Origin of the sequence: Hydrogenophaga sp. (assembly GCF_018780385.1) — a bacterium.
Taxonomy (GTDB): Bacteria; Pseudomonadota; Gammaproteobacteria; order Burkholderiales; family Burkholderiaceae_C; genus Hydrogenophaga.
The window spans coordinates 21,324-45,561 of record NZ_JADMJO010000083.1 but is presented as its reverse complement, the minus strand read 5'-3'; the positions used below and the strand labels follow the sequence as shown (position 1 = coordinate 45,561).

Annotated in this window: 35 protein-coding genes; 26 read left to right on the top strand and 9 right to left on the bottom strand. The window is 63.8% G+C overall.

Annotated elements, in window-relative coordinates; translation table 11 throughout:
• The first annotated feature begins 64 nt into the window (after positions 1-64).
• From rpsJ to IV113_RS20520, 12 genes are all read left to right on the top strand, one after another.
• Entirely contained in the window at positions 65-379 is a 315-nt protein-coding gene (gene rpsJ / locus IV113_RS20575) for a 30S ribosomal protein S10 (protein ID WP_056266806.1), read from the top strand.
• 224 nt (positions 380-603) lie between these two features.
• A complete protein-coding gene (gene rplC, locus IV113_RS20570) occupies positions 604-1,275 on the top strand; it encodes a 50S ribosomal protein L3 (protein WP_056266802.1) in 672 nt (223 codons plus the stop codon).
• The gene (rplD, locus tag IV113_RS20565; RefSeq protein WP_056266799.1) at positions 1,275-1,895 is read left to right on the top strand and encodes a 50S ribosomal protein L4; all 621 of its coding nucleotides are present in this window, start codon (positions 1,275-1,277) and stop codon (positions 1,893-1,895) included. The genes rplC and rplD overlap by 1 nt, the downstream gene beginning before the upstream one ends.
• Positions 1,892-2,206, top strand: coding sequence for a 50S ribosomal protein L23 (gene rplW / locus IV113_RS20560; RefSeq protein ID WP_056266794.1), 315 nt, complete (start codon positions 1,892-1,894; stop codon positions 2,204-2,206). The genes rplD and rplW overlap by 4 nt, the downstream gene beginning before the upstream one ends.
• A 2-nt stretch (positions 2,207-2,208) precedes the next feature.
• A complete protein-coding gene (gene rplB, locus IV113_RS20555) occupies positions 2,209-3,033 on the top strand; it encodes a 50S ribosomal protein L2 (protein WP_056266790.1) in 825 nt (274 codons plus the stop codon).
• Positions 3,034-3,045: 12 nt separating this feature from the next.
• Entirely contained in the window at positions 3,046-3,321 is a 276-nt protein-coding gene (gene rpsS, locus IV113_RS20550) for a 30S ribosomal protein S19 (protein WP_056266785.1), read from the top strand.
• Between the two features lie 9 nt (positions 3,322-3,330).
• Positions 3,331-3,660: a 50S ribosomal protein L22 gene (gene rplV / locus IV113_RS20545; protein WP_056266781.1), complete on the top strand. Its 330-nt coding sequence runs from the start codon at positions 3,331-3,333 to the stop codon at positions 3,658-3,660.
• Between the two features lie 15 nt (positions 3,661-3,675).
• Positions 3,676-4,554: a 30S ribosomal protein S3 gene (gene rpsC / locus IV113_RS20540; RefSeq protein WP_159608379.1), complete on the top strand. Its 879-nt coding sequence runs from the start codon at positions 3,676-3,678 to the stop codon at positions 4,552-4,554.
• 2 nt (positions 4,555-4,556) lie between these two features.
• Positions 4,557-4,973, top strand: coding sequence for a 50S ribosomal protein L16 (rplP, locus tag IV113_RS20535; RefSeq protein WP_056266773.1), 417 nt, complete (start codon positions 4,557-4,559; stop codon positions 4,971-4,973).
• 16 nt (positions 4,974-4,989) lie between these two features.
• A complete protein-coding gene (gene rpmC, locus IV113_RS20530) occupies positions 4,990-5,196 on the top strand; it encodes a 50S ribosomal protein L29 (RefSeq protein ID WP_291088836.1) in 207 nt (68 codons plus the stop codon).
• A gap of 9 nt (positions 5,197-5,205) precedes the next feature.
• On the top strand, positions 5,206-5,475 hold the full coding sequence (rpsQ, locus tag IV113_RS20525; protein ID WP_056266767.1) for a 30S ribosomal protein S17: 270 nt from the start codon (positions 5,206-5,208) through the stop codon (positions 5,473-5,475).
• A gap of 133 nt (positions 5,476-5,608) precedes the next feature.
• Positions 5,609-6,121: a peroxiredoxin gene (locus tag IV113_RS20520; RefSeq protein WP_291088833.1), complete on the top strand. Its 513-nt coding sequence runs from the start codon at positions 5,609-5,611 to the stop codon at positions 6,119-6,121.
• Between the two features lie 78 nt (positions 6,122-6,199).
• Here the strand turns inward: IV113_RS20520 and IV113_RS20515 are convergent, their stop codons facing one another.
• On the bottom strand, positions 6,200-6,697 hold the full coding sequence (locus IV113_RS20515; protein ID WP_291088831.1) for a GNAT family N-acetyltransferase: 498 nt from the start codon (positions 6,695-6,697) through the stop codon (positions 6,200-6,202).
• Between the two features lie 81 nt (positions 6,698-6,778).
• On the bottom strand, positions 6,779-7,453 hold the full coding sequence (locus IV113_RS20510) for a cytochrome b/b6 domain-containing protein (protein WP_291088829.1): 675 nt from the start codon (positions 7,451-7,453) through the stop codon (positions 6,779-6,781).
• Positions 7,454-7,600: 147 nt separating this feature from the next.
• On the opposite strand from IV113_RS20510, the gene IV113_RS20505 reads away from it, so the two are divergent.
• Positions 7,601-8,053 (top strand): cytochrome c, encoded by a 453-nt coding sequence (locus IV113_RS20505; RefSeq protein WP_291088827.1) that lies wholly within the window; start codon positions 7,601-7,603, stop codon positions 8,051-8,053.
• 78 nt (positions 8,054-8,131) lie between these two features.
• Here the strand turns inward: IV113_RS20505 and IV113_RS20500 are convergent, their stop codons facing one another.
• Positions 8,132-8,656 carry a TlpA disulfide reductase family protein gene (locus tag IV113_RS20500; RefSeq protein WP_291088825.1) on the bottom strand — a complete coding sequence of 175 codons (525 nt, stop codon included), beginning with the start codon at positions 8,654-8,656 and terminating at the stop codon, positions 8,132-8,134.
• A gap of 69 nt (positions 8,657-8,725) precedes the next feature.
• On the opposite strand from IV113_RS20500, the gene IV113_RS20495 reads away from it, so the two are divergent.
• Positions 8,726-9,427 carry a DUF4197 domain-containing protein gene (locus tag IV113_RS20495; RefSeq protein ID WP_291088823.1) on the top strand — a complete coding sequence of 234 codons (702 nt, stop codon included), beginning with the start codon at positions 8,726-8,728 and terminating at the stop codon, positions 9,425-9,427.
• Positions 9,428-9,513: 86 nt separating this feature from the next.
• Here IV113_RS20495 and IV113_RS20490 read toward each other — a convergent pair whose 3' ends face one another.
• Complete coding sequence (locus IV113_RS20490) at positions 9,514-10,779, bottom strand: CaiB/BaiF CoA-transferase family protein (protein WP_291088822.1); 1,266 nt, start codon at positions 10,777-10,779, stop codon at positions 9,514-9,516.
• A 67-nt stretch (positions 10,780-10,846) separates the two neighbouring features.
• Here IV113_RS20490 and IV113_RS20485 point away from each other — a divergent pair, with 67 nt between their 5' ends.
• Genes IV113_RS20485 through ptsP form a run of 5 tightly spaced genes read left to right on the top strand, consistent with a single transcriptional unit; the run spans position 10,847 to position 15,105 of the window.
• Positions 10,847-11,401 carry a hypothetical protein gene (locus IV113_RS20485; protein ID WP_291088820.1) on the top strand — a complete coding sequence of 185 codons (555 nt, stop codon included), beginning with the start codon at positions 10,847-10,849 and terminating at the stop codon, positions 11,399-11,401.
• Positions 11,398-12,663, top strand: coding sequence for an MFS transporter (locus tag IV113_RS20480; RefSeq protein ID WP_291088818.1), 1,266 nt, complete (start codon positions 11,398-11,400; stop codon positions 12,661-12,663). Before IV113_RS20485 ends, IV113_RS20480 begins: the two co-directional genes overlap by 4 nt.
• A gap of 9 nt (positions 12,664-12,672) precedes the next feature.
• Positions 12,673-13,119, top strand: a complete 447-nt coding sequence (locus IV113_RS20475; RefSeq protein WP_291088816.1) for a PTS fructose transporter subunit IIA — start codon at positions 12,673-12,675, stop codon at positions 13,117-13,119.
• Positions 13,088-13,357 carry an HPr family phosphocarrier protein gene (locus IV113_RS20470; RefSeq protein ID WP_291088814.1) on the top strand — a complete coding sequence of 90 codons (270 nt, stop codon included), beginning with the start codon at positions 13,088-13,090 and terminating at the stop codon, positions 13,355-13,357. Before IV113_RS20475 ends, IV113_RS20470 begins: the two co-directional genes overlap by 32 nt.
• The gene (gene ptsP, locus IV113_RS20465; protein WP_291088812.1) at positions 13,354-15,105 is read left to right on the top strand and encodes a phosphoenolpyruvate--protein phosphotransferase; all 1,752 of its coding nucleotides are present in this window, start codon (positions 13,354-13,356) and stop codon (positions 15,103-15,105) included. The genes IV113_RS20470 and ptsP overlap by 4 nt, the downstream gene beginning before the upstream one ends.
• A 118-nt stretch (positions 15,106-15,223) precedes the next feature.
• Here ptsP and IV113_RS20460 read toward each other — a convergent pair whose 3' ends face one another.
• On the bottom strand, positions 15,224-16,060 hold the full coding sequence (locus tag IV113_RS20460) for a DMT family transporter (protein WP_291088810.1): 837 nt from the start codon (positions 16,058-16,060) through the stop codon (positions 15,224-15,226).
• Between the two features lie 105 nt (positions 16,061-16,165).
• On the opposite strand from IV113_RS20460, the gene IV113_RS20455 reads away from it, so the two are divergent.
• Positions 16,166-17,332 (top strand): galactosyldiacylglycerol synthase, encoded by a 1,167-nt coding sequence (locus IV113_RS20455; RefSeq protein WP_291088808.1) that lies wholly within the window; start codon positions 16,166-16,168, stop codon positions 17,330-17,332.
• 49 nt (positions 17,333-17,381) lie between these two features.
• Positions 17,382-18,245: a UDP-2,3-diacylglucosamine diphosphatase gene (locus tag IV113_RS20450; protein ID WP_291088806.1), complete on the top strand. Its 864-nt coding sequence runs from the start codon at positions 17,382-17,384 to the stop codon at positions 18,243-18,245.
• A gap of 6 nt (positions 18,246-18,251) precedes the next feature.
• On the opposite strand, the gene lipA is transcribed toward IV113_RS20450, so the two are convergent.
• From lipA to IV113_RS20430, 4 genes are read right to left on the bottom strand one after another with little or no spacing between them, the layout of a single operon-like run.
• Positions 18,252-19,265: a lipoyl synthase gene (lipA, locus tag IV113_RS20445; protein ID WP_291088804.1), complete on the bottom strand. Its 1,014-nt coding sequence runs from the start codon at positions 19,263-19,265 to the stop codon at positions 18,252-18,254.
• Positions 19,266-19,291: 26 nt separating this feature from the next.
• Complete coding sequence (gene lipB, locus IV113_RS20440) at positions 19,292-19,933, bottom strand: lipoyl(octanoyl) transferase LipB (RefSeq protein WP_291088850.1); 642 nt, start codon at positions 19,931-19,933, stop codon at positions 19,292-19,294.
• A gap of 47 nt (positions 19,934-19,980) precedes the next feature.
• The gene (locus IV113_RS20435; protein WP_291088802.1) at positions 19,981-20,265 is read right to left on the bottom strand and encodes a DUF493 family protein; all 285 of its coding nucleotides are present in this window, start codon (positions 20,263-20,265) and stop codon (positions 19,981-19,983) included.
• A gap of 14 nt (positions 20,266-20,279) precedes the next feature.
• Positions 20,280-21,179 carry a D-amino acid aminotransferase gene (locus IV113_RS20430; protein ID WP_291088800.1) on the bottom strand — a complete coding sequence of 300 codons (900 nt, stop codon included), beginning with the start codon at positions 21,177-21,179 and terminating at the stop codon, positions 20,280-20,282.
• Positions 21,180-21,311: 132 nt separating this feature from the next.
• Here IV113_RS20430 and IV113_RS20425 point away from each other — a divergent pair, with 132 nt between their 5' ends.
• The 5 genes from IV113_RS20425 (at position 21,312) to IV113_RS20405 (ending at position 24,224) form a co-directional block, all read left to right on the top strand.
• Positions 21,312-21,839 carry an ATP synthase subunit I gene (locus IV113_RS20425; RefSeq protein WP_291088798.1) on the top strand — a complete coding sequence of 176 codons (528 nt, stop codon included), beginning with the start codon at positions 21,312-21,314 and terminating at the stop codon, positions 21,837-21,839.
• Between the two features lie 27 nt (positions 21,840-21,866).
• Complete coding sequence (gene atpB / locus IV113_RS20420) at positions 21,867-22,736, top strand: F0F1 ATP synthase subunit A (RefSeq protein WP_291088796.1); 870 nt, start codon at positions 21,867-21,869, stop codon at positions 22,734-22,736.
• Positions 22,737-22,816: 80 nt separating this feature from the next.
• The gene (atpE, locus tag IV113_RS20415; RefSeq protein ID WP_291088794.1) at positions 22,817-23,062 is read left to right on the top strand and encodes a F0F1 ATP synthase subunit C; all 246 of its coding nucleotides are present in this window, start codon (positions 22,817-22,819) and stop codon (positions 23,060-23,062) included.
• A 128-nt stretch (positions 23,063-23,190) separates the two neighbouring features.
• The gene (locus IV113_RS20410) at positions 23,191-23,661 is read left to right on the top strand and encodes a F0F1 ATP synthase subunit B (protein WP_291088791.1); all 471 of its coding nucleotides are present in this window, start codon (positions 23,191-23,193) and stop codon (positions 23,659-23,661) included.
• A gap of 29 nt (positions 23,662-23,690) precedes the next feature.
• Positions 23,691-24,224 (top strand): F0F1 ATP synthase subunit delta, encoded by a 534-nt coding sequence (locus IV113_RS20405; RefSeq protein WP_291088789.1) that lies wholly within the window; start codon positions 23,691-23,693, stop codon positions 24,222-24,224.
• The last annotated feature ends 14 nt before the right edge of the window (positions 24,225-24,238 follow it).

Here is a 24,238-nt window from a genome sequence, read left to right as displayed (position 1 = left end):
CCGCGAAGGCGGCCGTACCGTTGGCGCCGGCGTCGTTGCCAAGATCATTGCTTAAGGAGCGGACATGTCTACCAAGCAGAAAATCCGCATTCGCCTGAAAGCGTTTGACTACAAACTGATCGACAGCTCGGCTGCCGAGATCGTTGACACCGCCAAGCGCACGGGCGCGATCGTCAAGGGCCCCGTGCCCCTGCCGACCCGCATGAAGCGTTTCGACATCCTGCGCTCGCCACACGTCAACAAGACGAGCCGCGACCAGCTCGAAATCCGCACGCACCAGCGTTTGATGGACATCGTGGACCCAACCGACAAGACGGTTGACGCCCTGATGAAGCTCGACCTGCCGGCTGGCGTGGACGTCGAAATCAAGCTGCAGTAAAGCAGTTGCGAAGCCAATCGGCGCTTTGCGCGTCGGTTGGCTTGCACAAACAAGGCCTGCTGGTTATACTCGCAGGCTTTCCTGGATTTTGGTCCGGGGAGTTCGGCTTTGCCGATGCGGCCTGTCAATTATGCAGGTCGTATTTTTAAAACGTGTCGGCGCCCTTCGGGGAGAGTCGATGCACCATCAGCCCCGGCCAATTGAAGTCGGGAACGGAGAAAACAATGAGTCTTAGCAACTCCCTCGGGTTGTTGGGTCGCAAGGTGGGCATGATGCGTCTGTTCACCGATGACGGGGACGCAGTTCCTGTCACGGTGGTCGATGTGTCGAACAACCGTGTGACACAGGTCAAAACCCTGGCCCATGATGGCTACGATGCGCTGCAGGTCACCTTTGGTGCCCGCCGTGCTTCCCGCGTGACCAAGCCCGAAGCGGGCCACCTGGCCAAGGCCGGTGTCGAAGCGGGTGAAATCATCCAGGAATTCCGCGTCGCCTCCGACGTCGCTGCCCAGTACCAGCCCGGTGCCGTGGTGGCCCCCAACGCGATCTTCGCGGTGGGCCAGAAGGTGGACGTGCAAGGTACCTCGATCGGTAAAGGCTTCGCCGGCACCATCAAGCGCCACAACTTCAAATCCCAGCGCGCGTCGCACGGCAACAGCCGTTCGCACAACGTGCCAGGTTCCATCTCCATGGCCCAGGATCCGGGTCGCGTGTTTCCGGGCAAGAAGATGACCGGTCACATGGGCGATGACACCAAGACCATTCAGAACCTCGACATCGTGCGCGTGGACGAAGCCCGTCAACTGCTCATGATCCGTGGCGCTGTGCCCGGCTCGAACGGCGGTTTCCTGACCGTGCGTCCTGCCATCAAGGCCAAATCCAAGGGAGCAAACTGATGCAAGTTGAACTCCTGAACGACCAGGGTCAGTCATCGTCCAACGTGGACGTGCCTGAGACCGTGTTTGGTCGCGATTACAACGAAGCCCTGATCCACCAACTCGTGGTGGCTTACCAGGCGAACGCCCGTCAAGGCACGCGTGCACAAAAAGACCGTCAGATGGTCAAGCACTCGACCAAGAAGCCGTTCAAGCAAAAAGGCACGGGCCGCGCCCGCGCCGGTATGACGTCTTCGCCCCTGTGGCGTGGCGGTGGTCGGATTTTCCCGAACAGCCCGGACGAGAACTTCACCCAGAAGATCAACAAGAAGATGTACCGCGCCGGCATGGCGTCCATCTTCTCGCAGCTGGTGCGTGAAGGCCGTCTGGCCGTGGTCGACTCCATGAAGGTGGACTCGCCCAAGACCAAGCAGCTGGCCGACAAGTTCAAGGCCATGAACCTGCAATCGGTTCTGGTGATCGCCGAAGAAGTCGACGAGAACCTGTACCTCGCCTCGCGCAACCTGCCCAACGTGCTGGTGGTCGAGCCGCGTTACGCCGATCCGCTGTCGCTGGTGCATTACAAGAAGGTCATCGTCACCAAGGCGGCGATTGACCAGCTCAAGGAGATGTTCGCATGAGCGTCACAAAATACGACGAAGGCCGCCTGATGCAGGTCCTCGTGGCACCGATCGTGTCCGAGAAGGCCACCCAGGTCGCCGAGCAGACCAACGCCGTGATGTTCAAGGTGTTGCGCGATGCTTCCAAGCCCGAGATCAAGGCCGCTGTTGAACTGATGTTCAAGGTCCAGGTCAAGGGCGTGTCCGTGCTCAACCAAAAAGGCAAGGCCAAACGCTTCGGCAAAACGGTGGGTCGTCGCGACCACGTTCGCAAGGCGTATGTGACCCTCATGCCGGGTCAAGAGCTGAACTTCGGCGGGGAGGGCGTTTAATCATGGCAGTCATCAAGATGAAACCCACCTCACCAGGCCGTCGCGGCATGGTGAAGGTGACGCGTGACCACCTGCACAAGGGTGAGGGCTATGCGCCCCTGCTGGAACCTCAGTTCCAGAAGGCTGGTCGCAACAACAACGGCCACATCACCACCCGCCACAAGGGCGGTGGTCACAAGCATCACTACCGCGTTGTCGACTTCCGTCGCAACAAGGATGGCATTCCGGCCAAGGTCGAGCGCATCGAGTACGACCCGAACCGCACGGCGCACATTGCGCTGGTGTGCTACGCCGACGGCGAGCGCCGCTACATCATCGCCCCGCGTGGCGTTGAAGTGGGCGCAACGCTGCTGTCCGGCTCGGAGTCGCCGATCCGCGTGGGCAATACCCTGCCGATCCGCAACATCCCGGTCGGTTCGACCATCCATTGCATCGAGCTGCAGGTCGGCAAGGGTGCGCAAATCGCCCGTTCCGCCGGCGCCTCGGCTGTGTTGTTGGCTCGCGAAGGCATCTACGCCCAGGTCCGCATGCGCTCCGGCGAGGTCCGCAAGGTCCACGTGGATTGCCGCGCCACCATCGGCGAAGTGTCCAACCAGGAACACAGCCTGCGCCAGTTGGGCAAGGCCGGTGTCAAGCGTCACATGGGCATCCGTCCGACCGTTCGCGGTACCGCGATGAACCCGATCGACCACCCGCACGGTGGTGGTGAAGGCAAGACCGGCGAAGGCCGCGCTCCGGTGGATCCGTGGGGCAACCTGACCAAGGGTTACCGCACCCGCAACAACCGCCGCACGCAGTCGATGATCGTCTCGCGTCGCAAGAAGTAAAGGGTTGACAACATGACTCGCTCACTCAAAAAAGGCCCCTTCGTTGACCATCACCTGATGGCCAAAGTGGAGAAGGCCGTGTCCACCAAGGACAAAAAGCCCGTCAAGACCTGGTCGCGTCGCTCGATGATCCTGCCCGATTTCATCGGCTTGACCATTGCTGTGCACAACGGCAAGCAGCACGTGCCCGTGTACATCACCGATCAGATGGTTGGACACAAGCTCGGCGAGTTTTCGCTGACGCGGACGTTCAAAGGCCATCCGGCCGACAAAAAAGCGAAGAAGTAAGGAACAACCATGGAAACCCGTTCAATCGTTCGAGGCGTTCGCCTCTCGGTCGACAAAGGCCGACTGGTTGCCGACCTGATTCGTGGCAAAAAGGTCGACCAGGCTCTCAACATCCTGGCGTTCACGCAGAAGAAGGCCGCTGGCATCGTCAAGAAGGCTCTTGAGTCCGCCATCGCCAATGCTGAACACAACGACGGCGCCGATATCGACGAACTGAAGGTCACGACCATCTACGTCGAGCAAGGCACCACGCTCAAGCGCTTCTCGGCCCGCGCCAAAGGCCGCGGCAACCGCATCAGCAAACCCACGTGTCACATCTACGTGACGGTTGGCAACTGAAGAGGTCACAGGAATATGGGACAGAAAATCAACCCCACCGGGTTCCGCCTCGCAGTTTCGCGCAACTGGGCCAGCCGCTGGTACGCGAGCAACCGTGACTTCGCCGGCATGCTGGCCGAAGACATCAAGGTGCGTGAGTACCTCAAGGGCAAGCTGAAGAACGCCGCCGTCTCGCGCGTCGTGATCGAGCGTCCCGCCAAGAACGCCCGCATCACCATTTACTCGGCACGTCCGGGCGTGGTGATCGGCAAGAAAGGCGAAGACATCGAGAAGCTGAAGAAAGAACTGGCCGCCAAGTTGGGCGTGCCGGTTGCGGTCAACATCGAAGAAGTGCGCAAGCCCGAAATCGATGCCAAGCTGATCGCCGACAGCATCACGCAGCAGCTCGAAAAACGCATCATGTTCCGCCGCGCCATGAAACGCGCCATGCAGAACGCGATGCGCCTGGGTGCACAGGGCATCAAGATCATGTCGTCGGGTCGCTTGAACGGCATTGAAATCGCCCGTTGCGAGTGGTACCGCGAAGGTCGCGTGCCACTTCACACCCTGCGCGCTGATATCGACTACGGCACGTCCGAAGCCAAGACCACCTACGGCATCATTGGTGTCAAGGTCTGGGTCTACAAGGGCGACACCCTGGGTCGCAACGATGCGCCCGTGGCCGCCGAGCCCCGTGTTGAAGAAGAGCGTCGCCCACGTGGTCCGCGCCGTGAGCGTCCTGCAGGTCCTCCTGCCCGCGCTGCGGTTCGTCGCCCAGGTGCGAACGCTGCTCCGGCCGATGGCAGCGACAAGCCTGCCGAAGCCACGACCGGTACCGAAACCAAACCCGCCGTTAAGCGCGTTCGCAAAGACGCCGCGCCCGCATCTGCAGCTGCGGACGGCAAAGGAGAATAACCATGTTGCAACCTGCTCGCCGCAAATTCCGCAAGGAACAAAAAGGCCGCAATACCGGTGTCGCCACCAGCGGCGCCACCGTCGCGTTCGGTGACTTCGGTCTGAAGTCCACCGACCGCGGTCGCCTGACGGCACGCCAGATTGAAGCCGCGCGTCGCGCGATTTCCCGTCACGTCAAACGTGGCGGCCGCATCTGGATCCGCGTGTTCCCGGACAAGCCGATCTCCCAGAAACCTGCTGAAGTCCGCATGGGCAACGGCAAGGGTTCCGTGGAGTACTACGTGGCCGAGATCCAGCCCGGCAAGGTGCTGTACGAGATCGTCGGCGTGCCGGAACAGCTGGCCCGTGAGGCGTTCCAGCTGGCCGCCGCCAAACTTCCCCTGCGCACCACGTTCGTGACGCGCTTGTTGGGTCAGTGATTCAGGAGAACACAAGATGAAAACTGCTGAACTGCGCCAAAAGGATGTGGCCGGCCTCGAAACCGAAGTGAAATCGCTGCAAAAGGCCCATTTCGGTCTGCGCATGCAAAAAGCCACGCAACAACTCAACAACAACGCCGTGCTGGGCGACACCCGCCGCGCCATCGCTCGTGCCAAGACCATTCTTGCCGAGAAGCAGCGCACCGCGGCTTCGGCCAAATAAGGAGCGACCATGACGGAAGCTAAAACATCCCTCAAGCGCACCTTGATTGGCAAGGTCGTCAGTGACAAGCGCACCAAGACCGTGACGGTTCTGGTTGAGCGCCGTGTGAAGCACGAGCTCTACGACAAGATCGTTGCCAAGTCGAGCAAGTACCACGCCCATGACGAAAAGGGCGAGTACAAGACCGGCGACACGATCGAGATCACCGAGAGCCGTCCGCTGTCGAAAACGAAAAACTGGGTCGCCACCCGTTTGGTCCAAAAGGCCGAGCTGGTTTAAGCGCGATTCACGCTGCTTGCAGCGCCGAACTGAAAAGCGACCGACAATGCCGGTCGCTTTTTCTTTTTCCGGGCTCGATTTTTTGGAGCCCTCACACCACGGCCCACAGGCCCAAAACCACGAGGAGCACAGCATGATTCAGGTTGGCGACAAGATCCCGGCGGCGACGTTGATGGAGTACAGCGAAGTTGAAGGCAACGGTTGCAGCATCGGCCCCAACGCCGTGGACGCGCACAAGGCCTCTTCGGGCAAGACGATTGCCGTGTTCGCTTTGCCGGGCGCTTTCACGCCGACTTGCTCGGCCAAGCACGTCCCCGGTTTTGTCGAGCACGCGGCCGACTTCAAGGCCGCCGGCGTGGACGAGATCTGGTGCCTGAGCGTGAACGACGCCTTCGTGATGGGCGCCTGGGCGCGTGACCAGAAGACCGGCGACAAGGTGCGCATGTTGGCCGACGGCAGTGCCGACTTTGCCAAGGCCACGGGCCTGACGCTGGATCTGACCGGCCGCGGCATGGGTCTGCGAAGCAACCGCTACTCGATGCTGATCAAGGACGGTGTCGTCAAGGCACTGAACGTTGAAGGTCCGGGCAAGTTCGAGGTGAGCGATGCCGCCACGCTGCTGGCCCAGGCCAAAGCCGGCGTCTGATCGCGGGATTGAGGCAGTAAAAAGCCGCCGGCGGCAACACCGGCGGCATTTTTCATGGCGCCTGCACGGGGTGCCGATTCAGAGATCGACCTTGAGGTAGTGGGCGCCTGGAATGGGATTGTGATAGTAGGGCGCCACCTCGACAAAGCCCGATTCCTGATAGAGGGCGCGCGCGGTCTCCATGTCGCTGAGCGTGTCCAGCAGCATGGTGGTGTAGCCAGCGAGCTGCGCGTCGCTCATGACGCGCTCCACCAACAGGCGACCAAGACCGAAACCCCGGAACGCGCGGCGCACGAACAGGCGCTTCATTTCGCATGCATCGAGATGGTCGGTGTTGGTCAAGGGGCGGAAGGCGCAACAACCGGCAGGCTCACCGCCCACGCTGGCGACAAGGATGGAGCCGGCCGGCAGCGCGTACTCACCCGGCAGGCTGGCCAGTTCGGCATCGAAGCCCTGGAAACACAGGTCGATGCCGAGGTCGGCCTGGTAGTCCTTGAACAGCGCCCGCACAGTGTCCAGATCGGCGGGGAACTGGGCCAGCCGCAGGCTGACGTCGGCTGTCTCGGTGGGTTTCATGCTGGGCGAGAGGGCTCCTTCGGAGCCGGGCGGATACTGGGTCGACCACTATACGACAGCTCCGTTGGAGAGGCCTGCGTGTCAGAACGCGCTGCCCACCTGCACCAGCCAAGCCACCGCCCCGCCGCACACTGCCAGCACCAACAACGCGAGCATTCGCGAAGCCGCCGAATCGCGCGTGTGCGGCACAGCGAGGTTCGCTGCGATGTGCTTGTCACCCTTCACCATGGGACGCACGAGGCTGTCCTTCTTCACCCATTTGTAAAAGACGATGGCCAGCACGTGCAGCACCACGAGGGAAATGACGATGAACTTGCCCACGTTCTTGTGGTAGCTCGTGGCCAGGGCGACCGTGTCGCCCGAAACGAAGCGCACGAGCGGGCCGAAGAAGGCGATTTCGTCGTCGCTCATGAGGCCGGTGGCCACTTGGGCCAGAAGGATGAACAACAGGGCAAACACCGACAAGGCACCCAAAGGCGTGTGGCCTACGCGGTGCTCCGGCTTGGCCTCTCCCCGCAAGTAGGCAACGACGGTCGATGGTGCAAACACGAAGTTGCCGAAGCGCGACCAATGTCCGCCCACGAAGCCCCAGACCACTCGGAACAGCAGCAGTGCCAGGACTGCGTAGCCCAGGCGCAAGTGCCAACTCATCCAGTTGCCGCCGATGTTGGCGGTGATCACCAGGCCGACGACGGCGCTGGCGAGCAGCCAGTGGAACAGGCGGGTGGGCAGGTCCCAGACGCGAATGGTTTGCATGGTAGACGTGAAAGGAGTTCAAAGAAGGGTGGAGCCGCAGAGGTTGGAACAGTTCCAACGGAACTTAACGCCGGGCCGGCTACTCACGCGCTGGTAGCAATTTCGCTACTTTTTGTATCAATTATTCAACCACGTACAGGAATGCTCATGAAATTTCTCGCCCCGTTGGCCATGGCCGTTGCAATCACCAGCCTGTCTGCCCCGGCATTCGCCCAGTTCCAGAAGCCTGAGGATGCTGTCAAGTACCGCAAGGCCGCCTTCACCGTGATGGCCAGCCATTTCGGACGCGTGGGTGCCATGGCCAACGGCCGCGTGCCGTTTGACCCCAAGGTGGCGGTCGACAGCGCGGCCATTGTCGAGGCGATGAGCAAGCTGCCGTGGGAAGGGTTTGCCCCGGGCACGGACAAGGGTGACATGCGCGCGCTCCCCGCCATCTGGACCGAGCAGGTGAAGTTCAAGGAAGGCGCCGACAAGCTGCAGGCCGAAGCCACCAAGCTGACCGCTGCCGCCAAGACGGGCAACCTGGACGCGGTGAAAACGGCCTTTGGCGCCGTGGGACAAACCTGCAAAGCCTGCCACGACGCTTACCGCAAAGACTGACGCACCCGCCCGGTGTAAGCCGGAATGCAGAAAGCCGGGACGCAGGTCCCGGCTTTCTGTTGTTTGGAGCCTGTTCGCTCAGGTCTGGGCCAGGAGTTTCTCGATGAGCTGGTGCAAGGCCGCGAAGTCGGGCTCACCCACGAAACGCTTGACGATGCGGCCCTGCTTGTCCACCAGGTAGGTGGTGGGGGTGAGCTTGACGTCGCCCCATTGCTGCGCGACCTCACCGGTGTTGTCGAGGGCCACCTTGAAGGGCAGCTTGCGGCTTTGCGCGAAATTGAGCACCCAGTTGGGTGGGTCGTACTCCATGGCCACGGCCACGGTGTCGAATCCCTGGGCTTGGTACTTGTGCCAGGTGGCCACGATCTGCGGCATTTCCTTCACGCAGGAGACGCAGGTGGTGGCCCAGAAATTCACCAGGGTCACCTTGCCCTTGAGGTCGGCGGTGGTGGCTTTGGAACCGTCGAGCAGCACGAAGGTCGAGTTGGGGGCGGTTTCCCCGCCCGCGCAGCCCGAGAGGCCCAGCACGGCAGCGGCACCCAGCGCAGCGGCGGTGGCCAGGCTGCGACGGCGCAAGAGGCCAGGTCGGTCAAGTTCGGTCATTGTGTTTTCATTTCCCGGGGGCTACATTGCCCCACGCCATTTGTTCACCAGCATCCCAGGAGACACCGCATGCAGCGCCGCCAGTTTACCCAGTCCACCGCCGCCATCGGCATCCTCATCCTGGCTGCCCACCAGCAGGCGCGGGCCTTGTCGTTGGGCGATCTCACCGAAGGCGACGCCACCAAGGGCATCAAGGTGGCTCTGGAAAAAGGTGCTCTGGCGGCCGTGGCGCTGCTGGGCAAGACCGATGGATTCCTCGGCAACCCGAAAGTTCGGATTCCTTTGCCCGGTTTTCTGGAAGACGCGTCCAAGTTGCTGAAACTGACCGGACAGGGCAAGCGCGTGGACGAACTCGTCACCAGCATGAACCGCGCGGCCGAGGCGGCCGTGCCGATGGGGCGCGATCTGCTGGTGAATGCGGTCAAGTCCATGAGCGTCTCGGATGCCAAGAACATCCTGGGCGGTGGCGACAACTCGGTGACCCAGTTCTTTGCTGAAAAAACCCGCTCGCCTCTGGGTGAAAAATTCCTGCCGATCGTCACCAAAGCCACCGAAAAAGTGGGCCTGGCCAACCAGTACAACAAGGTGGCGGGCAAGGCGGCGGGGATCGGGCTGGTCAAGGCCGAAGACGCCAACATCCAGAAGTACGTGACTGGCAAGTCGCTGGATGGGCTCTACACCATCATCGGCGAGGAAGAACGCAAGATCCGTCAGGACCCGGTGGGCACGGGCAGCGCGATCCTCAAGAAGGTGTTCGGCGCGTTGAAGTGAGCGCAGGCTGACGCCCGAAGCTCAAGTTTTCTTGAGCTTCGGGCGCGGCTTGATCAGACAGGCATTCAGGTATTCGCCGCGGCGATTCAGACCGCGCCACTGCGCTGCAATTCGGCCAGCCGTTCGGGCGTGCTGCCCAGCCAGTCGCCCAGCACCTCGGCCGTGTGCTGGCCCAGCAACGGCGGGGGCAGGTCGTTGCGCACGGGGGTGGCGCTGAGCTTGAGCGGGCTGGCAACCAGATCCACCTCGTCGGCCAGCGGGTGCGACCAGCGCTGCACCATGCCGCGCGAGAGCACGTGCTCATCGGCAAACACCTCGGCCAGGCTGTTGATCGGGCCGCAGGGCACCTTGGCGGCTTCCAGCGCGGCGAGCCAGTCGGCCTTGCTCCGGGTCTTGAGGATGGTTTCCAGCAGCGGTACCAACACGGCGCGGTGGCGCACCCGGTTCTGGTTCTGAGCAAAACGCGGGTCGGTGGCCAGCTCGGGTTGGCCCGCCACGGCGCAGAACTTGGCGAACTGGCCGTCGTTGCCCACCGCCAGGATGATGTGTTGCGCCTGACCTTGCGCATCGGGGGCGACCTCGAACACCTGGTAGGGCACGATGTTGGCGTGGGCATTGCCTGCGCGGCCCGGCACCTTGCCGTCCTCGCGGCCGCGCACCAGGTAGTTGGCGCCGAGGTTGGCCAGCATGGCCACCTGTGTGTCGAGCAGGGCCATGTCGATGTGCTGCCCCTCGCCAGTGCGCTCGGCGTGGCGCAGCGCGGCCTGGATTGCCACCGTGGCGTACAGCCCGGTGAACAGATCGGCCACGGCCACACCCACTTTTTGCGGGCCACCGCCGGGCAGGTCGTCGCGTTCGCCGGTCACGCTCATGAGGCCACCCATGGCCTGGATGGCGAAGTCGTAACCCGCGCGCTCCTTGTAGGCGCCGGTCTGGCCGAAGCCGGTGATGGAGCAGTACACCAGTCGGGGGTTGAGGGCGCGCAGGCTGTCGAAATCCAGGCCGTAGCGCGCCATGTCGCCAACCTTGTAGTTCTCCACGAACACGTCGGCTTTGGCGGCGAGTTCGCGGATCAGCGACTGGCCCGCTGGCGTGGCGATGTCGCAGGTGATGGAGCGCTTGTTGCGATTGGCGCCGAGGTAGTAGGCGGCCTCAGCGGTGTCGGCACCGTCGCGCCCCCGCAGGAAAGGTGGGCCCCAGCCGCGCGTGTCGTCACCCCCGGGGTGGTTGTGGCCGGGTGGGCGTTCGACCTTGACCACATCGGCGCCCAGATCGGCCAGCGTCTGCGTGCACCAGGGGCCCGCGAGCACGCGGGACAAATCGAGTATGCGGATACCATCCAGAGCATTCATGTTTGCCATTGTGCGCGACGCTGCGGCGGCTGCGCTGTCCCCGCGGTGGCGCGCCCCTCCCCATCCGATGTCCTCAACTGCACTCCACCACGCGATGCGCCGACTGCGGCTGACCGGCGTGCTGAGCGTCCTGACGCTGACCGCCTGCAGCCCCACCTTCAACTGGCGCGAACTGCGCCCCGAGGGGGCGCCTCTGCAGGCGCTCATGCCGTGCAAGCCCGAAACCGCAGATCGCACAGTGCCGCTGGGCGGTGCTCCCACGGTACTGCACATGCACAGTTGCAAGGCAGGAGGCCTCACCTTTGCACTCGCCTGGGCCGATGTGCCCGATGCCGCTGCCGTGCCCGCCGCGTTGATCGACTGGCAACGCGCCGCGCTCGCCGCCATCCGCGTGGACCCGGCGCTGCAGGGCGATCCGTCCCACCGCTGGGCCGCGACTGTGGCCGGTTCGACATTGGCGCAAGGCATCACCGCGCAGGGCATCGACCCACAAGGCCAACCGGTGCAGAGCCGAGCGGTGTACTTCGCGCGTGGCTCGCAGGTGTTCCAGGCGGCGATGTATGGCGCTGCGCCCAGTGACGAGGTGAGCAGCACGTTCTTTGACGGACTGAAGCTCCCATGACCCGCGCACCGACACACGCCGCCGGCGACGCGTTGGGGACGCGGGCCGCAGTCATCGTCTTCCTGACGTTTGCGCTCGCGTATTTTTTCTCGGCCCTGGTGCGCGCCATCACGGCCACGCTCTCACCCACACTGAGCGTGGAACTGGACCTGAACGCCGGTGACCTCGGTCTGCTGGCGGGCGGCTACTTTCTGGGTTTCGCGATGACCCAGTTGCCGTTGGGCAACTGGCTGGACCGCCACGGACCGCGCAAGGTGATCCTGGCGTTTCTGACAGTGGCCGTGCTCGGCTGCATGGCCTTTGCGCTGGCCACGAGTTTCTCGGGTCTGCTGGCCGCGCGCATGCTCACCGGCATGGGCGTGAGCGCCTGCCTGATGGCGCCGCTCACCGGCTTTCGCCGCTGGCTCACACCCGCCACGCAGCTGCGTGCGAACTCATGGATGCTCATGACCGGTTCGCTGGGCATGGTCGCCGCCACGTTGCCGGTGCAGTGGCTCATGCCCTACACCGGCTGGCGTGGATTGTTCTGGATGCTGGCCGCGCTGATTGCGTTGTCGATGGTGGGCATCGCGCTCATCGTGCCGCGCTGGCGCCAGGCGGCAGATCCTTCGCCGCAAGACCCTTCGCCGAACTCAAAGGGCTACGGCTTCATCTGGCGCAATGCCTACTTCCGCCAGATGTTGCCGATCGGTTTCGTCAACTACGGCGGCATGGTGGCGGTGCAGACCCTGTGGGCGGGGCCGTGGATGGTGAAGGTGGCGGGCTACACCCCGCAGCAAGCGGCCGCCGGCCTGTTCGGCATCAACCTGTCCATGCTCTGCACATTCTGGCTCTGGGGCGTGATCAACCCCCATCTGGCGCGCCGCGGCCTGCGGCCCGAACGGTTGATCGCCTGGGGTCTGCCCACCAGCTTTGTCGTGCTGACGGCCATCGTCTTGCTGGGCGCAGGCGCGGGCTGGGAGTTGTGGGCCCTGTTCTGCGTGACCAGCACATTCGTGTCGTTGTCTCAGCCCGCGGTGGCGCTGGCCCTGCCGGCCGAGGCGGCTGGTCGTGCGCTGTCGGCCTACAACCTGGCCATCTTCGGCGGGGTGTTCGGTGTGCAGTGGGGAATTGGCCTGTTGATCGAAGCACTCATGGTGTTCGGCTGGAGCGAAGCGGATCGCTACCGCGGCGCCATGGCGATCTTTGGTGTGTGTTGCGTCTTCGCCTACCTCGCTTTCTGGCGCGCCTGGCGTGCCCGCCCCAGGGCGCAGGCCAGCTAAACTGCGTCCATGAACGGCATCTTCATCATCGCGCATGCACCCTTGGCTTCGGCCTTGCGTCAGTGCGTCATGCATGTGTTCCCCGACAGCGCCGAGGCCGTCTCGGCGCTGGATGTCCAACCCAACGTACCTCCCGAAGAATCGCTGGCACAGGCGCGTGCGCTCATGCGCCAGATGCACCTGCCGCAAATCCTGGTGGTGACCGACGTGTTCGGCGCCACGCCCTGCAACGTGGCGCAAAAGCTCATCGACGGCATCAACTCCAAGTTGATCACAGGCGTGAACCTGCCCATGCTGCTGCGCACCGTGTCGTACCGCCATGAGTCGCTGGACGCGCTGATCTCGCGCGGCATGATCGGCGCCACGCAGGGGGTGATTCAGGTGGCGGTGACCGCTCCGCAGAACCAGGCCAGACGAGCCACCCATGATCAAGACCACCGTGACCATCAGCAATAAGCTCGGGCTGCACGCACGCGCCTCGGCCAAACTCACCAAACTCGCTGGCAGCTTCGCCAGCGACGTGTGGATGTCGCGGGGGGATCGCCGCGTGAATGCGAAAAGCATCATGGGCGTGATGATGCTGGCGGCGGGTCTGGGCAGCACGGTCGAGGTCGAGACCATCGGGGCCGATGAACAGGTGGCGATGGACTCATTGATCGCACTCATCAACGACAAGTTCGGCGAAGGCGAATGAGCTTTTCAGTCCACGGTCTTGCCGTCTCCCGGGGCATTGCCATCGGGCGGGCCGTGATCGTGGCGTCGAGCCGCATCGACGTGGCGCACTACTTCGTGCAGACCGAGCAGGTCGAAGGCGAGATCGAGCGGCTGCGCCATGCGCGCAACGAGGTGGCAACAGAAATCCTGAAGGTGCAGCAGAGCCTGCACGATCTGGGTCCCTCGGACGCGCACCCCGAACTCACCGCCTTGCTCGACGTGCACCTGATGCTGCTGCAGGACGAGCAGCTCACCAACGGCGTGAAGCACTGGATTGTCGAGCGGCACTACAACGCCGAATGGGCGCTCACCACCCAGCTGGAGGTGATCGCGCGCCAGTTCGACGAAATGGAAGATCCCTACTTGCGCGAGCGCAAGGCCGATCTGGAGCAAGTGGTCGAACGCATCCTGCGGGTGATGCGCGGCGTGACGTCCCCGGTGGGTGTGGGCCAACCGCGCCCCGGGCAGGACAGCGCGGTTGACGTGCCGCTGGTGCTCATTGCGCACGATCTCTCGCCGGCCGACATGCTGCAGTTCAAGCAAAGCGTGTTTACCGGCTTCGTCACCGATGTGGGTGGCAAGACCAGCCACACCGCCATCGTCGCGCGCAGCATGGACATCCCGGCCGTGGTCGGCGCGCGCTCGGCCAGCCAGCTGATCGAGCAGGACGACTGGGTCATCATCGACGGCGATGCCGGCGTGGTGGTGATCGACCCCTCGCCCATCCTGCTGGCCGAATACGGCTTCAAGCAGCGCCAGGGTGAGGTCGAACGCGAGCGTCTCTCGCGCCTGAAGAACACGCCCGCTGTCACGCTCGACGGACAGAGGATCGAACTGCTGGCCAACATCGAACAACCCGAAGACGCCGTGGGAGCCCTCAAGGCCGGTGCCGTGGGCGTGGGGCTGTTCCGCAGCGAATTCCTCTTCATGGGACGCAACGGCAAACTGCCCGACGAGGAAGAGCAGTACCAGGCCTACAAGCGCGCGGTGGAGGGCATGCAGGGCTTGCCGGTGACCATCCGCACGGTGGATGTGGGGGCCGACAAGCCATTGGACCGCGTGGCCCAACGCGCTGGTGAAGACCACCTCAACCCGGCACTGGGCCTGCGCGCCATCCGCTGGAGCCTGGCGGACCCCGCCATGTTTCTCGCGCAGTTGCGCGCCATCCTGCGCGCGGCCGCGCACGGGCCGGTGCACCTGCTCATTCCCATGCTCGCGCACGCGAGTGAGATTCGCCAGACGCTCGCGCTGGTGCATCGCGCCCGCGAACAACTGGAGGCAGCGGGTGTGCGCCAGGGGGTGGTGAAGCTGGGCGCCATGATCGAGGTGCCCGCGGCGGCGCTCACCATCCCGCTGTTCCTCAAGCACTTCGACTTTCTGTCGATCGGCACCAACGACCTGATCCAGTACACGCTGGCGATCGATCGCGCCGACGAAGCCGTCTCGCACCTCTACGACCCGGTGCACCCTGCCGTGCTGCACCTGCTGGCCAACACCATCACGCAGTGTCACGAGCAGGGCAAAGGCGTGAGCGTGTGCGGCGAGATGGCGGGCGACGTGGCCATGACGCGCTTGCTGCTCGGCCTGGGCCTGCGCAGTTTTTCCATGCACCCTTCACAGATACTCGCCGTCAAGCAGCAGATTTTGCGTTGCGACACGACGAGACTGCAGACGTGGGCGCAGACCGTGCTGGCGGCTGAAGACCCCGCGGCCTTGATGACCGACTGAGCACTGGCCCCCACGCTCCGCCGCTGCGCGGGTCGCTGCCCAGGACGGGGAAGGGCCCCGGTCCTTGCCGGGTCCGGGGGCTGATCCGGCTTGGGGCGGCCCGGCGCCGGATCGTCAGTCAGCGTCGCGTGGCAACCACCGCCGCGCCCACGATCATCAGTGCCGCCAGTCCGATCGCAGGACTCGGCATCTCTCCCCGCACCAGCAGCAGTGTCAGCGTGGAGAGCAGCGGCGTGAGAAAACTCAACACGCCGATCTGCCGCGCGTCACCGCGCTTGAGTGCCGCATCCCACAGAAAGAACGCGCCACCCAGCGGTCCCAGGCCGAGCACGGCGATGAGCAGCATGTCCTGGGTCGAGAGCGAGACGGCGGGCTCCAGCAGCGCGTGGCACAGCAGCGAGAGCACGCCCGAGAGCAACGCGAAGCTGCCGATGGCGGCGGTGGGGAAGGCGCGCACGCGCTTCGTCATGAGTGAATAGCTGGCCCAGATGAAGGCCGAGGCCAGCGCCGGGATGTAGCCCCAGGCCCACCCCGTGCTGCCAGCATCACCGGCACCGCCCAGGATGGCCAGCGCCGCGCCTGCAAAACCCAGCAGGGCGGCGAAGATGTGCCGCGCAGTGAGCGACACACCACGCAGGAACAGCGGGGCCATCACCACGATGCCCAGCGGCCAGAGGTAGTTCACCAGGTTGGCCTGCACCGGTGGCGCGTGGCGCAGGGCGATGAAGAGCAGGAAGTGAAAACCGAACAGGCCGTAGACCCCCAGCGCCAGCGTGCTCATGGGCACACGCCACTGGCTGAAGTCGAAGCGCGAAAGCGGCAAGGCGATCAGGCTGCCGACCATCAGCGAGAGTCCGGTGAGCAGGAAGGGGGGCACGTGCGACAGGGCCACGCCGAGTGCGGCGAGGGAGGCCCACAGCGCGATCGCGCCCAAAGCAAGCAGGTTGGCGTTCATGCGGATAGGTTACCGCGCCGCGCGGGGCGTTCCCGAGGCGGGTTCGTCATGCGCGTGTCACCGTTTCGTCATGCTTTCGTCGCGCGCAGAACACACCATCGCCGCATGCTCAATGTCGATCTGGTCTGGTTCAATGCGGGTGGTGGTCACCGCGCCGCCGCCGAGGCGCTGTCGCTGGCCATCGAGGCCCAAGGCTTGCCCTGGCGTGTGCGCAAGGTGAACTTCACCGAAGTCATCGACCCGGCGGGCCGGTTCCGCCGCGTCATGGGCTTCGAGCCCGAAGACCTCTACAACAAACGCCTGGCCAGCGGCTTCACGCTGGGCCTGTCGCAAGAACTCAAGCTGCTGCAACGCGCCATCCGCTGGAGCCACCCCCTGCTGGTGGAGCGGCTGGCGGCCCACTGGCGCGAGACCAAGCCCGACCTGGTGGTCTCGCTGATTCCGAACTTCAACCGCGCGCTGCACGACAGCCTGGCCCAGGTTCAACCGCAGACGCCGTTCGTCACGGTGTTGACCGACATGGCCGATCACCCGCCCGTGTTCTGGGTGGAGCCAGGCACGGGGCAGCATGTCGTTTGCGGCACGGCGCATGCTCACGCGCAGGCGCTGCAGGCCGGGGTTTCGTCGGCGCAGGTGCACCGTGTCAGCGGCATGCTGCTGCGCCCTGCCTTCCACGCACCCGCGTCGCTGGACCGCGCCCGCGAGCGCGCCGCCCTGGGGCTGGACCCTGAGCGACCGGTGGGGTTGGTGATGTTCGGTGGCGCAGGTTCACGCGCCATGAGGCGGATCGCCGCAGCGTTGCCCGATGTGCAGCTGATCCTGCTGTGCGGTCGCAACGAGGCGCTGGCACAGTCGCTGCGCGTCATGCCCGCGGTGGCGCCGCGTGTGGTGGTGGGCTTCACGCCCGATGTGGCGCGCTGGATGCAGCTGGCTGACTTTTTCGTCGGCAAACCGGGGCCTGGTGCCATCAGCGAGGCGGTGCAGATGGGCTTGCCCGTCATTGTTGCGCGCAACGCCTGGACCATGCCGCAGGAGCGGTGGAACACCGACTGGGTGCGTGAACAAGGTGTGGGCCTGACCCTGCGCAGCTTCAGCCAGATTGGCGTCGCGGTGGGGCAACTGCTGCCCCGGCTGGCGGAATTTCAGCGCCGTGTTGCCGCCGTCGAGAACCGCGCGGCGCTGGAGGTGCCGCAGCGTCTCGCGGCCATCCTGAAGGCGCGGCAGGCAGCCGTGGCGCATCCGGTGGCCGAGCCCGCGCTGTCATGCGATTGACGCCGGAGCTTCATTGACACGTCGCAATCGATCTTCAAACTGAACCTCCATGCGACGAGACCTTCTTCCTTTGCTGGGCCCTGCGGACTCAACGGACGCCGATGTGGATGCGCCCGATGGTCTGCGCGTGCGCACCGTGTGGATATCGGACCTGCACCTGGGCACGCCGGGCTGCCAGGCCGTGCCATTGCTGGATTTCCTCAAGCGCGTGGAGTGCGACACGCTCTACCTGGTGGGCGACATCATCGACGGCTGGCAACTCAAGCGGCAGTGGTACTGGCCTCAGACCCACAACGATGTGGTGCAGAAGCTGCTGCGCAAGGCGCGCAAAGGCACGCGGGTGGTCTTCGTGCCGGGCAACCACGACGAGTTCGCCCGCAAGTACCTGGGGCACAACTTCGGTGGTGTGGAGGTGGTTGAGGAGGCCATCCACAAGACCGCGGACGGGCGCCTCCTGTGGATCACGCACGGCGACTACTTCGATGGCGTGATCCAGTGCGCCCAGTGGCTGGCCCATGTGGGCGACTGGGCCTACGAGCTCACCTTGCGCATCAACCGCCACCTCAACTCCATGCGCGCCCGTCTTGGACTGCCGTACTGGAGCCTGTCACGCTACCTCAAGCTCAAGGTCAAGCGCGCGGTGAGTTATGTGAGCGACTTCGAGGTCGCGGTGGCGCGCGAGGCGCGTGAGCGAGGCGTGCACGGCGTGGTGTGCGGGCACATCCACCACGCCGAGATCCGCACGATCGACGGCATCCTGTACTGCAACGACGGCGATTGGGTGGAGAGCCTCACGGCCCTGGTCGAACACGCCGATGGTCGGCTCGAGATACTGGACTGGTCGGTTCTGCCGAGCCAGCCGGATGCCAAGGGGCTGGGCACTGCCCCCGCCCTGCAGCCCGCGGTGGTCTGAACCGGCTCAGCGCGCAGTGTTGAGCACGTCGTGCGCTTGCTGGTCTGCGTGGTACGAGCTGCGCACCATCGCGCCCACGGCGGCGTGGCTGAAACCCATCTTGTAGGCCTCGGCCTCGAACATCTTGAAGGTGTCGGGGTGCACGTAGCGGCGCACCGGCAGGTGGTGGCCGCTGGGCGCGAGGTACTGGCCGATGGTGAGCATGTCGATGCCGTGCGCGCGCATGTCACGCATGACCTCCAGGATTTCTTCGTCCGTCTCGCCCAGCCCGACCATCAGGCCGCTCTTGGTCGGCACGTCGGGGAACAGCGCCTTGAACTTCTTGAGCAGGTTCAGGCTGAACTGGTAGTCCGATCCCGGGCGCGCTTCTTTGTACAGGCGTGGCACGGTCTCCATGTTGTGGTTCATCACGTCCGGTGGCGCGGCTTTGAGGATCTCCAATGCGCGATCGTCGCGGCCGCGGAAGTCGGGCACCAGCACCTCGATCTGCGTCTGCGGCGACAGGGCTCGGGTTTTCTCGATGCAGGCGACGAAGTGGCCGGCGCCGCCGTCGCGCAGATCGTCGCGGTCCACGCTGGTGATCACCACGTATTTCAGCTTGAGTTGCGCGATCGTCTTGGCGAGGTTGTCGGGCTCGTTCACGTCCAGCGGGTCGGGGCGGCCATGGCCCACGTCGCAGAACGGGCAGCGCCGCGTGCACTTGTCGCCCATGATCATGAAGGTGGCCGTGCCCTTGCCGAAGCACTCGCCGATGTTGGGGCAGCTCGCCTCCTCGCACACCGTCACCAGCTTGTTGGCGCGCAGGATGTCCTTGATTTCGTAGAAGCGGGTGGTCGGGCTGCCTGCCTTGACGCGGATCCACTCTGGCTTCTTCAGCACCTCGGCCGGCACGATCTTGATAGGGATTCGCGCGGTTTTGGCCTGACTCTTCTGCTTGGCCGAGGCGTCGTAGCTGGCGGCGGGCTGGGCTTCGCGCACGGTGGTGTCGGCGGTGGCAGTCGGGGTGTCGGTTGGGTTCATGGCGTCGGCGCGGATGGCGCTTGGAGTCAGGGTGAGAGGGTGGCGCTGAGCTTCTGGCCCAACACGTGCGCGGCCTCATCCCAGGAAACCGCCACTCCGATTGTAGAAAGGTCCACCGTCTGCAGGCCCGTGTAGCCGCAGGGGTTGATGCGCTCGAAGGGTTGCAGGTCCATCGCCACGTTGAGCGCCACGCCGTGGTAAGTGCGATGGCGGCTGACCTTGATGCCGAGCGCGGCGATCTTGCCCAGCCCGGTGAAGTCGGGTTCTGGCGCCGGCGCGCCAGGCACACGCCGCTGCGGGCGCTGAGGCAACATGGCGTGGCTGAACGGATCGTCCAGCCGCACGTAAATGCCCGGTGCTCCCGCCACCCGGTGGCCCGTCACCTGGAAAGCGCCCAGCGTGCGGATCACCGCTTCTTCGACCCGGTAGACGAACTCCTTGACGAAATAGCCCGCGCGCTGCAGATCGATCAGCGGATACGCCACCACCTGACCGGGGCCGTGGTAGGTCACCTGTCCACCGCGGTTGGTCTGCACCACGGGAATATGGCCGGGGGCGAGCAAGTGGTCTTCCCGTCCGGCCAGGCCCTGGGTGAAGACGGGGGGGTGCTCGCAGATCCAGAGCTCGTCGGGTGTGTCGGCAGTGCGTTCTGCCGTGAAGGCCTGCATGTCCTTGTAGGTGGTGTCGTAAGGCACCTGTCCGAGTGAAAGAATGTTCACAAGACGATCTTGACCATCGGGTGTGTCGTCAGGGTGCGGTAGAGCTCGTCGAGCTGTTCGCGACTGGTCACATGCACGGTCAGGGTCAGACCCATGTAGTTGCCCGCCTTGCTGGGGCGCTGCTCCACGGTGCCGGTGTCGAAGGTGGCGTCAAACGCCTTGGCCACGTGCACCATGGCATCGACGAAGCCCTCTACATTCGCCCCCATCACCTTGATGGGAAATTGCGTGGGGTACTCGATGAGCGATTGTTCGGGGGGAATCTCGCGCGGTTGATCCATGGTGTTTCTCCGGTTCATGCCGTCAGAGCGGCCACGGCGTGCTGGTAACCAGCGTACAGGCGCGTGTAGATGGGGCCGGGTCGGCCCATACCCACAGGCTGACCATCCAGGCGGGTGACGGGCAGCACTTCCTTGGTGGCGGACGACAGCAGCAGCTCGTCGGCGTCGAGCACCTCGGCCCGTGTGATGGGGCGCAATTCGAACCGCAGGCCGTGAGCTCGGCATATCTCTTCAATCAGCCCGAAGCGGATGCCCTCCAGCACGAGGTTGTCCTTGGGCGGACCCATGACCACACCGTTCTTCACCACCCAGACGTTGCTCGAAGCGGCCTCGCTCAGGTGATCGCCGCGGAACATCACGGTTTCCACGGCGCCGGCGTCCACACTGATCTGGCGCGCAAACACGGAGCCCAACAGGCTGGTGCTTTTGATGTGGGCCTTTTCCCAGCGGAAATCGTCGGCCGTAACGCAGGCCACGCCGTGCTCGCGTTGCGCAGAGGTGGCCAGCTTCATTTCGCTGGCCATCACGAACACGGTTGGCATGAGACCGGCCGGCATGGCGTGATCCCGCACGGCCACGCCCCGGGTAACCTGTATGTAGATCAACTGGTTGGCGGCGCCTTGGGTGTCTCGCAGCGACTGCGACAGGCGCTGCGCAACAGACGCCCACTCGGCGCGAGGCAACGGGTTGGTGATGCGCAATTCGGCCAGCGACCGGTCCAGGCGCGCCATGTGCTGCTCAAGCCGGAACGGTCGTGTGGCGTAACAGGGCAGCACCTCGTATACACCATCGCCAAAAATGAAGCCCCGGTCCAGCACGCTGACCCGGGCATCGCGCAACGCGGTGAACTCGCCGTTGAGGTAGCAGAGGGAGTCGGGCAGATCGGGGGATGCGCCCCAGTTCGCAGCATTCATCAAAAGATTATCGGTGGCAGCGCCAGCGCTGCACAGGCAAACGCTGCTCAGCCTTGACGGAGCCATGGGGTTTCTACGTATAATCAGCGGCTTTGCGAACGTCGCCCAACCGTAACCTGTCTGTAACCTTCCATGTCGACAATGCAACGCGTCGATTCGGAGTCGCAGACCCAGGCCGAGAGCCCGGCTGATTGGGAAGATGGTGCGCAAGAGCCCGAATTCAAGCCACTGACGCGCGAAGAAGCGCAGCAGTGGCGAGCCAGCCAGCCGCACTTCTCTTTGTGGCGTCTGGTGGTGGTGCAGTTGCTGGTGGGATTGGTTGCAGGCGCGCTGGCTGGGTTGTTCACGCAATCGGCTTCGGTGGCGTGGTCGGTCCTGTACGGCGCGGCAGCGGTGGTGGTGCCCTCGGCCTTGATGGCCTACGGCTTGACTTCCAGTGCATTGAGCCGCCTGTTGGCGGGTTATGCGCAAGCTGCATTTGCTGGTTTTTTGTTGTGGGAGGGGGTCAAGATTCTGCTGGTGGTGGCCATGTTGTGGTCGGCCCCCTGGATCGTCCCCGAGCTGAATTGGATGGGCCTGTTGGCGGGCCTGGTGTTGGTTCTCAAGGTGTACTGGTTTGGATTCTGGATCCAGACCCGGCGCGCAAATCTAAACGGTTGAATTTCCGACAAATCGGTGCAAACGAACATGGCAACTGAAGGCAGCGCTCTGACCCCCGGCGAATACATCCGCCACCATCTGGTCCATTTGTCCAACAAGAAGCAGGAATCGATCGTCGATTTTTCGATCATCAACATCGACTCGGTGATCGTGAGTTCCCTGATCGGTGCTCTGGTCTGCTTCGTGCTGTGGCTTGCCGCTCGCAAATCCACCGCTGGCGTGCCTGGCCGCTTTCAGGCCGCCGTGGAGATGCTGGTTGAAATGGTAGACACGCAGGCCAAGGCCGTCATCCACAACGCACACAGCCGCAAGCTGGTCGCACCCCTGGCGCTGACCGTATTCGTCTGGATCTTCATGATGAACTTCATGGACATGTTGCCAGTCGACCTGATTCCATCCATCTGGCACGCCGCCGGCCCGGCCATGGGCTACCCCGACTACCTGCGCGTGGTTCCCACCGCCGATCTCTCCACCACGCTCGGCTTGTCCGTCTCCGTGTTGCTGATGTGCCTGTTCTACAACATCAAGATCAAGGGCATCGGCGGCTGGACGCACGAGCTCGTCACGGCACCCTTCGGCACCAGCAAGAATCCCGTCTGGGCGCTGCTGCTGGGCTTGGTCAACTTCCTGATGCAAATGATCGAGTTCGTGGCCAAGACGGTCTCCCACGGCATGCGGTTGTTCGGAAACATGTTCGCGGGTGAATTGGTCTTCATGCTGATTGCGTTGCTGGGGGGCTTTGCTTCCCTGTCGCTCGGCGGCGGTCTGTTCTTCGTCGGACATGTGATCGCAGGCACGGTATGGACCTTGTTCCACATTCTGGTCATCACCTTGCAGGCGTTCATTTTCATGATGCTGGCCCTGATTTATCTCGGGCAGGCGCATGACGCTCACTAAGCTGCGCGGCCTGTCCTCGCTCTGAGTTTTCGTTTCTTTCTTTCCTTTTCTCAACTTTCGTTCATCTCATAGGAGTCATCATGGAAAACGTTCTGGGTCTTGTCGCACTGGCTTGCGGTCTCATCGTCGGTCTGGGCGCTATCGGCGCATCCATCGGCATCGCGCTGATGGGCGGCAAATTTCTGGAAGCGTCGGCCCGTCAACCCGAGCTGATGAACGACCTGCAAACCAAAATGTTCATCTTGGCCGGTCTGATCGACGCCGCCTTCCTGATCGGCGTGGCCATTGCCCTGCTGTTCGCCTTCGCCAACCCCTTCACGCTGTAATCGGGTTTGCTGCCTGGTGCAGCGGGAGTGTTCGTCGTGATCAGATTTCCTGATTCGCTCGGCCCTCTTTCCCGCTCCCGGGCAACAAGTGCGTCACCACTCTTGTCAACACACAGAAAGGCGTTGCGATGAATATCAATGCAACCCTCTTTGCGCAAGCCATCGTCTTTGCAATTCTGGTGTGGTTCACGATGAAATTCGTGTGGCCCCCGATTGCCAAAGCGCTCGATGAGCGTGCGTTGAAGATTTCCGAAGGGCTGGCGGCTTCCGAAAAAGCCAAGTCCGAACTGGCCGTGGCCAACAAGCGGGTGGAAGAGGAGTTGAGCAAATCGCGCAACGAGTCCGCTACCCGTCTGGCCGATGCCGAGCGCCGTGCGCAAACCGTGATCGAAGAGGCCAAGGCGCGTGCGACCGAAGAAGCCACCAAGATCGTGGCTGCCGCTCACCAGGAAGCCGAGCAACAGGTCGTCAAGGCCCGCGAAGCCCTGCGCGAGCAAGTCGCTGCGCTGGCTGTCAAAGGGGCCGAGCAGATCCTCAAGCGCGAAGTCAACGCCGGCGTTCACGCCGAGTTGCTGGGTCGCCTGAAGACCGAGCTTTGATCCACCGCCACGGCATTCAAAGGTAAACCATGGCCGAAATCGCCACCATTGCCCGCCCATACGCGGAAGCGCTGTTCCAGGCCACAGGCACTGGTGCGGCAGGCGCCGCCGCCTGGCTCGACGAGCTGGCGTCGGTGGCTGCCGATGAGCAGCTTCGCCAATACGCCGACAACCCCAGGACCACGCCTGAACAGGTGTTCAGCCTGGTCACCGCTGTGATCAAGACCAGCCTGCCCGCGATGGCGCAGAATTTTCTGCGCACCGTGATCGACAATGGCCGTTTGGCCGCGCTGCCTGAAATCGCGGACCAGTTCCGCGCCTTGAAGAACGCGCAGCAAGGTGCCTTTGATGCGGTGGTCTACAGCGCTTTTGAGATCGACAGCGCCGCATTGGCCGATCTCTCCGGCGTGCTGGAAAAGCGCTTTGCCCGCAAGCTCAACCTCCAGGTCGAACTGCAGCCCGAGCTGATCGGTGGCATTCGCGTGGTGGTGGGCGACGAAGTGCTCGACACCTCGATCAAAGCCCGCCTGGAACACATGAAAACCGCCCTGACCGCGGCCTGACCGCTGTCACCCCG

Bases quoted from the DNA above. Each gene is read 5' to 3' on its own strand.
- rpsJ (WP_056266806.1), top strand. From the start codon at position 65: ATGTCTACCAAGCAGAAAATCCGCATTCGCCTGAAAGCGTTTGACTAC.
- rplC (WP_056266802.1), top strand. From the start codon at position 604: ATGAGTCTTAGCAACTCCCTCGGGTTGTTGGGTCGCAAGGTGGGCATG.
- rplD (WP_056266799.1), top strand. From the start codon at position 1,275: ATGCAAGTTGAACTCCTGAACGACCAGGGTCAGTCATCGTCCAACGTG.
- rplW (WP_056266794.1), top strand. From the start codon at position 1,892: ATGAGCGTCACAAAATACGACGAAGGCCGCCTGATGCAGGTCCTCGTG.
- rplB (WP_056266790.1), top strand. From the start codon at position 2,209: ATGGCAGTCATCAAGATGAAACCCACCTCACCAGGCCGTCGCGGCATG.
- rpsS (WP_056266785.1), top strand. From the start codon at position 3,046: ATGACTCGCTCACTCAAAAAAGGCCCCTTCGTTGACCATCACCTGATG.
- rplV (WP_056266781.1), top strand. From the start codon at position 3,331: ATGGAAACCCGTTCAATCGTTCGAGGCGTTCGCCTCTCGGTCGACAAA.
- rpsC (WP_159608379.1), top strand. From the start codon at position 3,676: ATGGGACAGAAAATCAACCCCACCGGGTTCCGCCTCGCAGTTTCGCGC.
- rplP (WP_056266773.1), top strand. From the start codon at position 4,557: ATGTTGCAACCTGCTCGCCGCAAATTCCGCAAGGAACAAAAAGGCCGC.
- rpmC (WP_291088836.1), top strand. From the start codon at position 4,990: ATGAAAACTGCTGAACTGCGCCAAAAGGATGTGGCCGGCCTCGAAACC.
- rpsQ (WP_056266767.1), top strand. From the start codon at position 5,206: ATGACGGAAGCTAAAACATCCCTCAAGCGCACCTTGATTGGCAAGGTC.
- IV113_RS20520 (WP_291088833.1), top strand. From the start codon at position 5,609: ATGATTCAGGTTGGCGACAAGATCCCGGCGGCGACGTTGATGGAGTAC.
- IV113_RS20515 (WP_291088831.1), bottom strand. From the start codon at position 6,697: ATGAAACCCACCGAGACAGCCGACGTCAGCCTGCGGCTGGCCCAGTTC.
- IV113_RS20510 (WP_291088829.1), bottom strand. From the start codon at position 7,453: ATGCAAACCATTCGCGTCTGGGACCTGCCCACCCGCCTGTTCCACTGG.
- IV113_RS20505 (WP_291088827.1), top strand. From the start codon at position 7,601: ATGAAATTTCTCGCCCCGTTGGCCATGGCCGTTGCAATCACCAGCCTG.
- IV113_RS20500 (WP_291088825.1), bottom strand. From the start codon at position 8,656: ATGACCGAACTTGACCGACCTGGCCTCTTGCGCCGTCGCAGCCTGGCC.
- IV113_RS20495 (WP_291088823.1), top strand. From the start codon at position 8,726: ATGCAGCGCCGCCAGTTTACCCAGTCCACCGCCGCCATCGGCATCCTC.
- IV113_RS20490 (WP_291088822.1), bottom strand. From the start codon at position 10,779: ATGAATGCTCTGGATGGTATCCGCATACTCGATTTGTCCCGCGTGCTC.
- IV113_RS20485 (WP_291088820.1), top strand. From the start codon at position 10,847: ATGTCCTCAACTGCACTCCACCACGCGATGCGCCGACTGCGGCTGACC.
- IV113_RS20480 (WP_291088818.1), top strand. From the start codon at position 11,398: ATGACCCGCGCACCGACACACGCCGCCGGCGACGCGTTGGGGACGCGG.
- IV113_RS20475 (WP_291088816.1), top strand. From the start codon at position 12,673: ATGAACGGCATCTTCATCATCGCGCATGCACCCTTGGCTTCGGCCTTG.
- IV113_RS20470 (WP_291088814.1), top strand. From the start codon at position 13,088: ATGATCAAGACCACCGTGACCATCAGCAATAAGCTCGGGCTGCACGCA.
- ptsP (WP_291088812.1), top strand. From the start codon at position 13,354: ATGAGCTTTTCAGTCCACGGTCTTGCCGTCTCCCGGGGCATTGCCATC.
- IV113_RS20460 (WP_291088810.1), bottom strand. From the start codon at position 16,060: ATGAACGCCAACCTGCTTGCTTTGGGCGCGATCGCGCTGTGGGCCTCC.
- IV113_RS20455 (WP_291088808.1), top strand. From the start codon at position 16,166: ATGCTCAATGTCGATCTGGTCTGGTTCAATGCGGGTGGTGGTCACCGC.
- IV113_RS20450 (WP_291088806.1), top strand. From the start codon at position 17,382: ATGCGACGAGACCTTCTTCCTTTGCTGGGCCCTGCGGACTCAACGGAC.
- lipA (WP_291088804.1), bottom strand. From the start codon at position 19,265: ATGAACCCAACCGACACCCCGACTGCCACCGCCGACACCACCGTGCGC.
- lipB (WP_291088850.1), bottom strand. From the start codon at position 19,933: ATGCAGGCCTTCACGGCAGAACGCACTGCCGACACACCCGACGAGCTC.
- IV113_RS20435 (WP_291088802.1), bottom strand. From the start codon at position 20,265: ATGGATCAACCGCGCGAGATTCCCCCCGAACAATCGCTCATCGAGTAC.
- IV113_RS20430 (WP_291088800.1), bottom strand. From the start codon at position 21,179: ATGAATGCTGCGAACTGGGGCGCATCCCCCGATCTGCCCGACTCCCTC.
- IV113_RS20425 (WP_291088798.1), top strand. From the start codon at position 21,312: ATGTCGACAATGCAACGCGTCGATTCGGAGTCGCAGACCCAGGCCGAG.
- atpB (WP_291088796.1), top strand. From the start codon at position 21,867: ATGGCAACTGAAGGCAGCGCTCTGACCCCCGGCGAATACATCCGCCAC.
- atpE (WP_291088794.1), top strand. From the start codon at position 22,817: ATGGAAAACGTTCTGGGTCTTGTCGCACTGGCTTGCGGTCTCATCGTC.
- IV113_RS20410 (WP_291088791.1), top strand. From the start codon at position 23,191: ATGAATATCAATGCAACCCTCTTTGCGCAAGCCATCGTCTTTGCAATT.
- IV113_RS20405 (WP_291088789.1), top strand. From the start codon at position 23,691: ATGGCCGAAATCGCCACCATTGCCCGCCCATACGCGGAAGCGCTGTTC.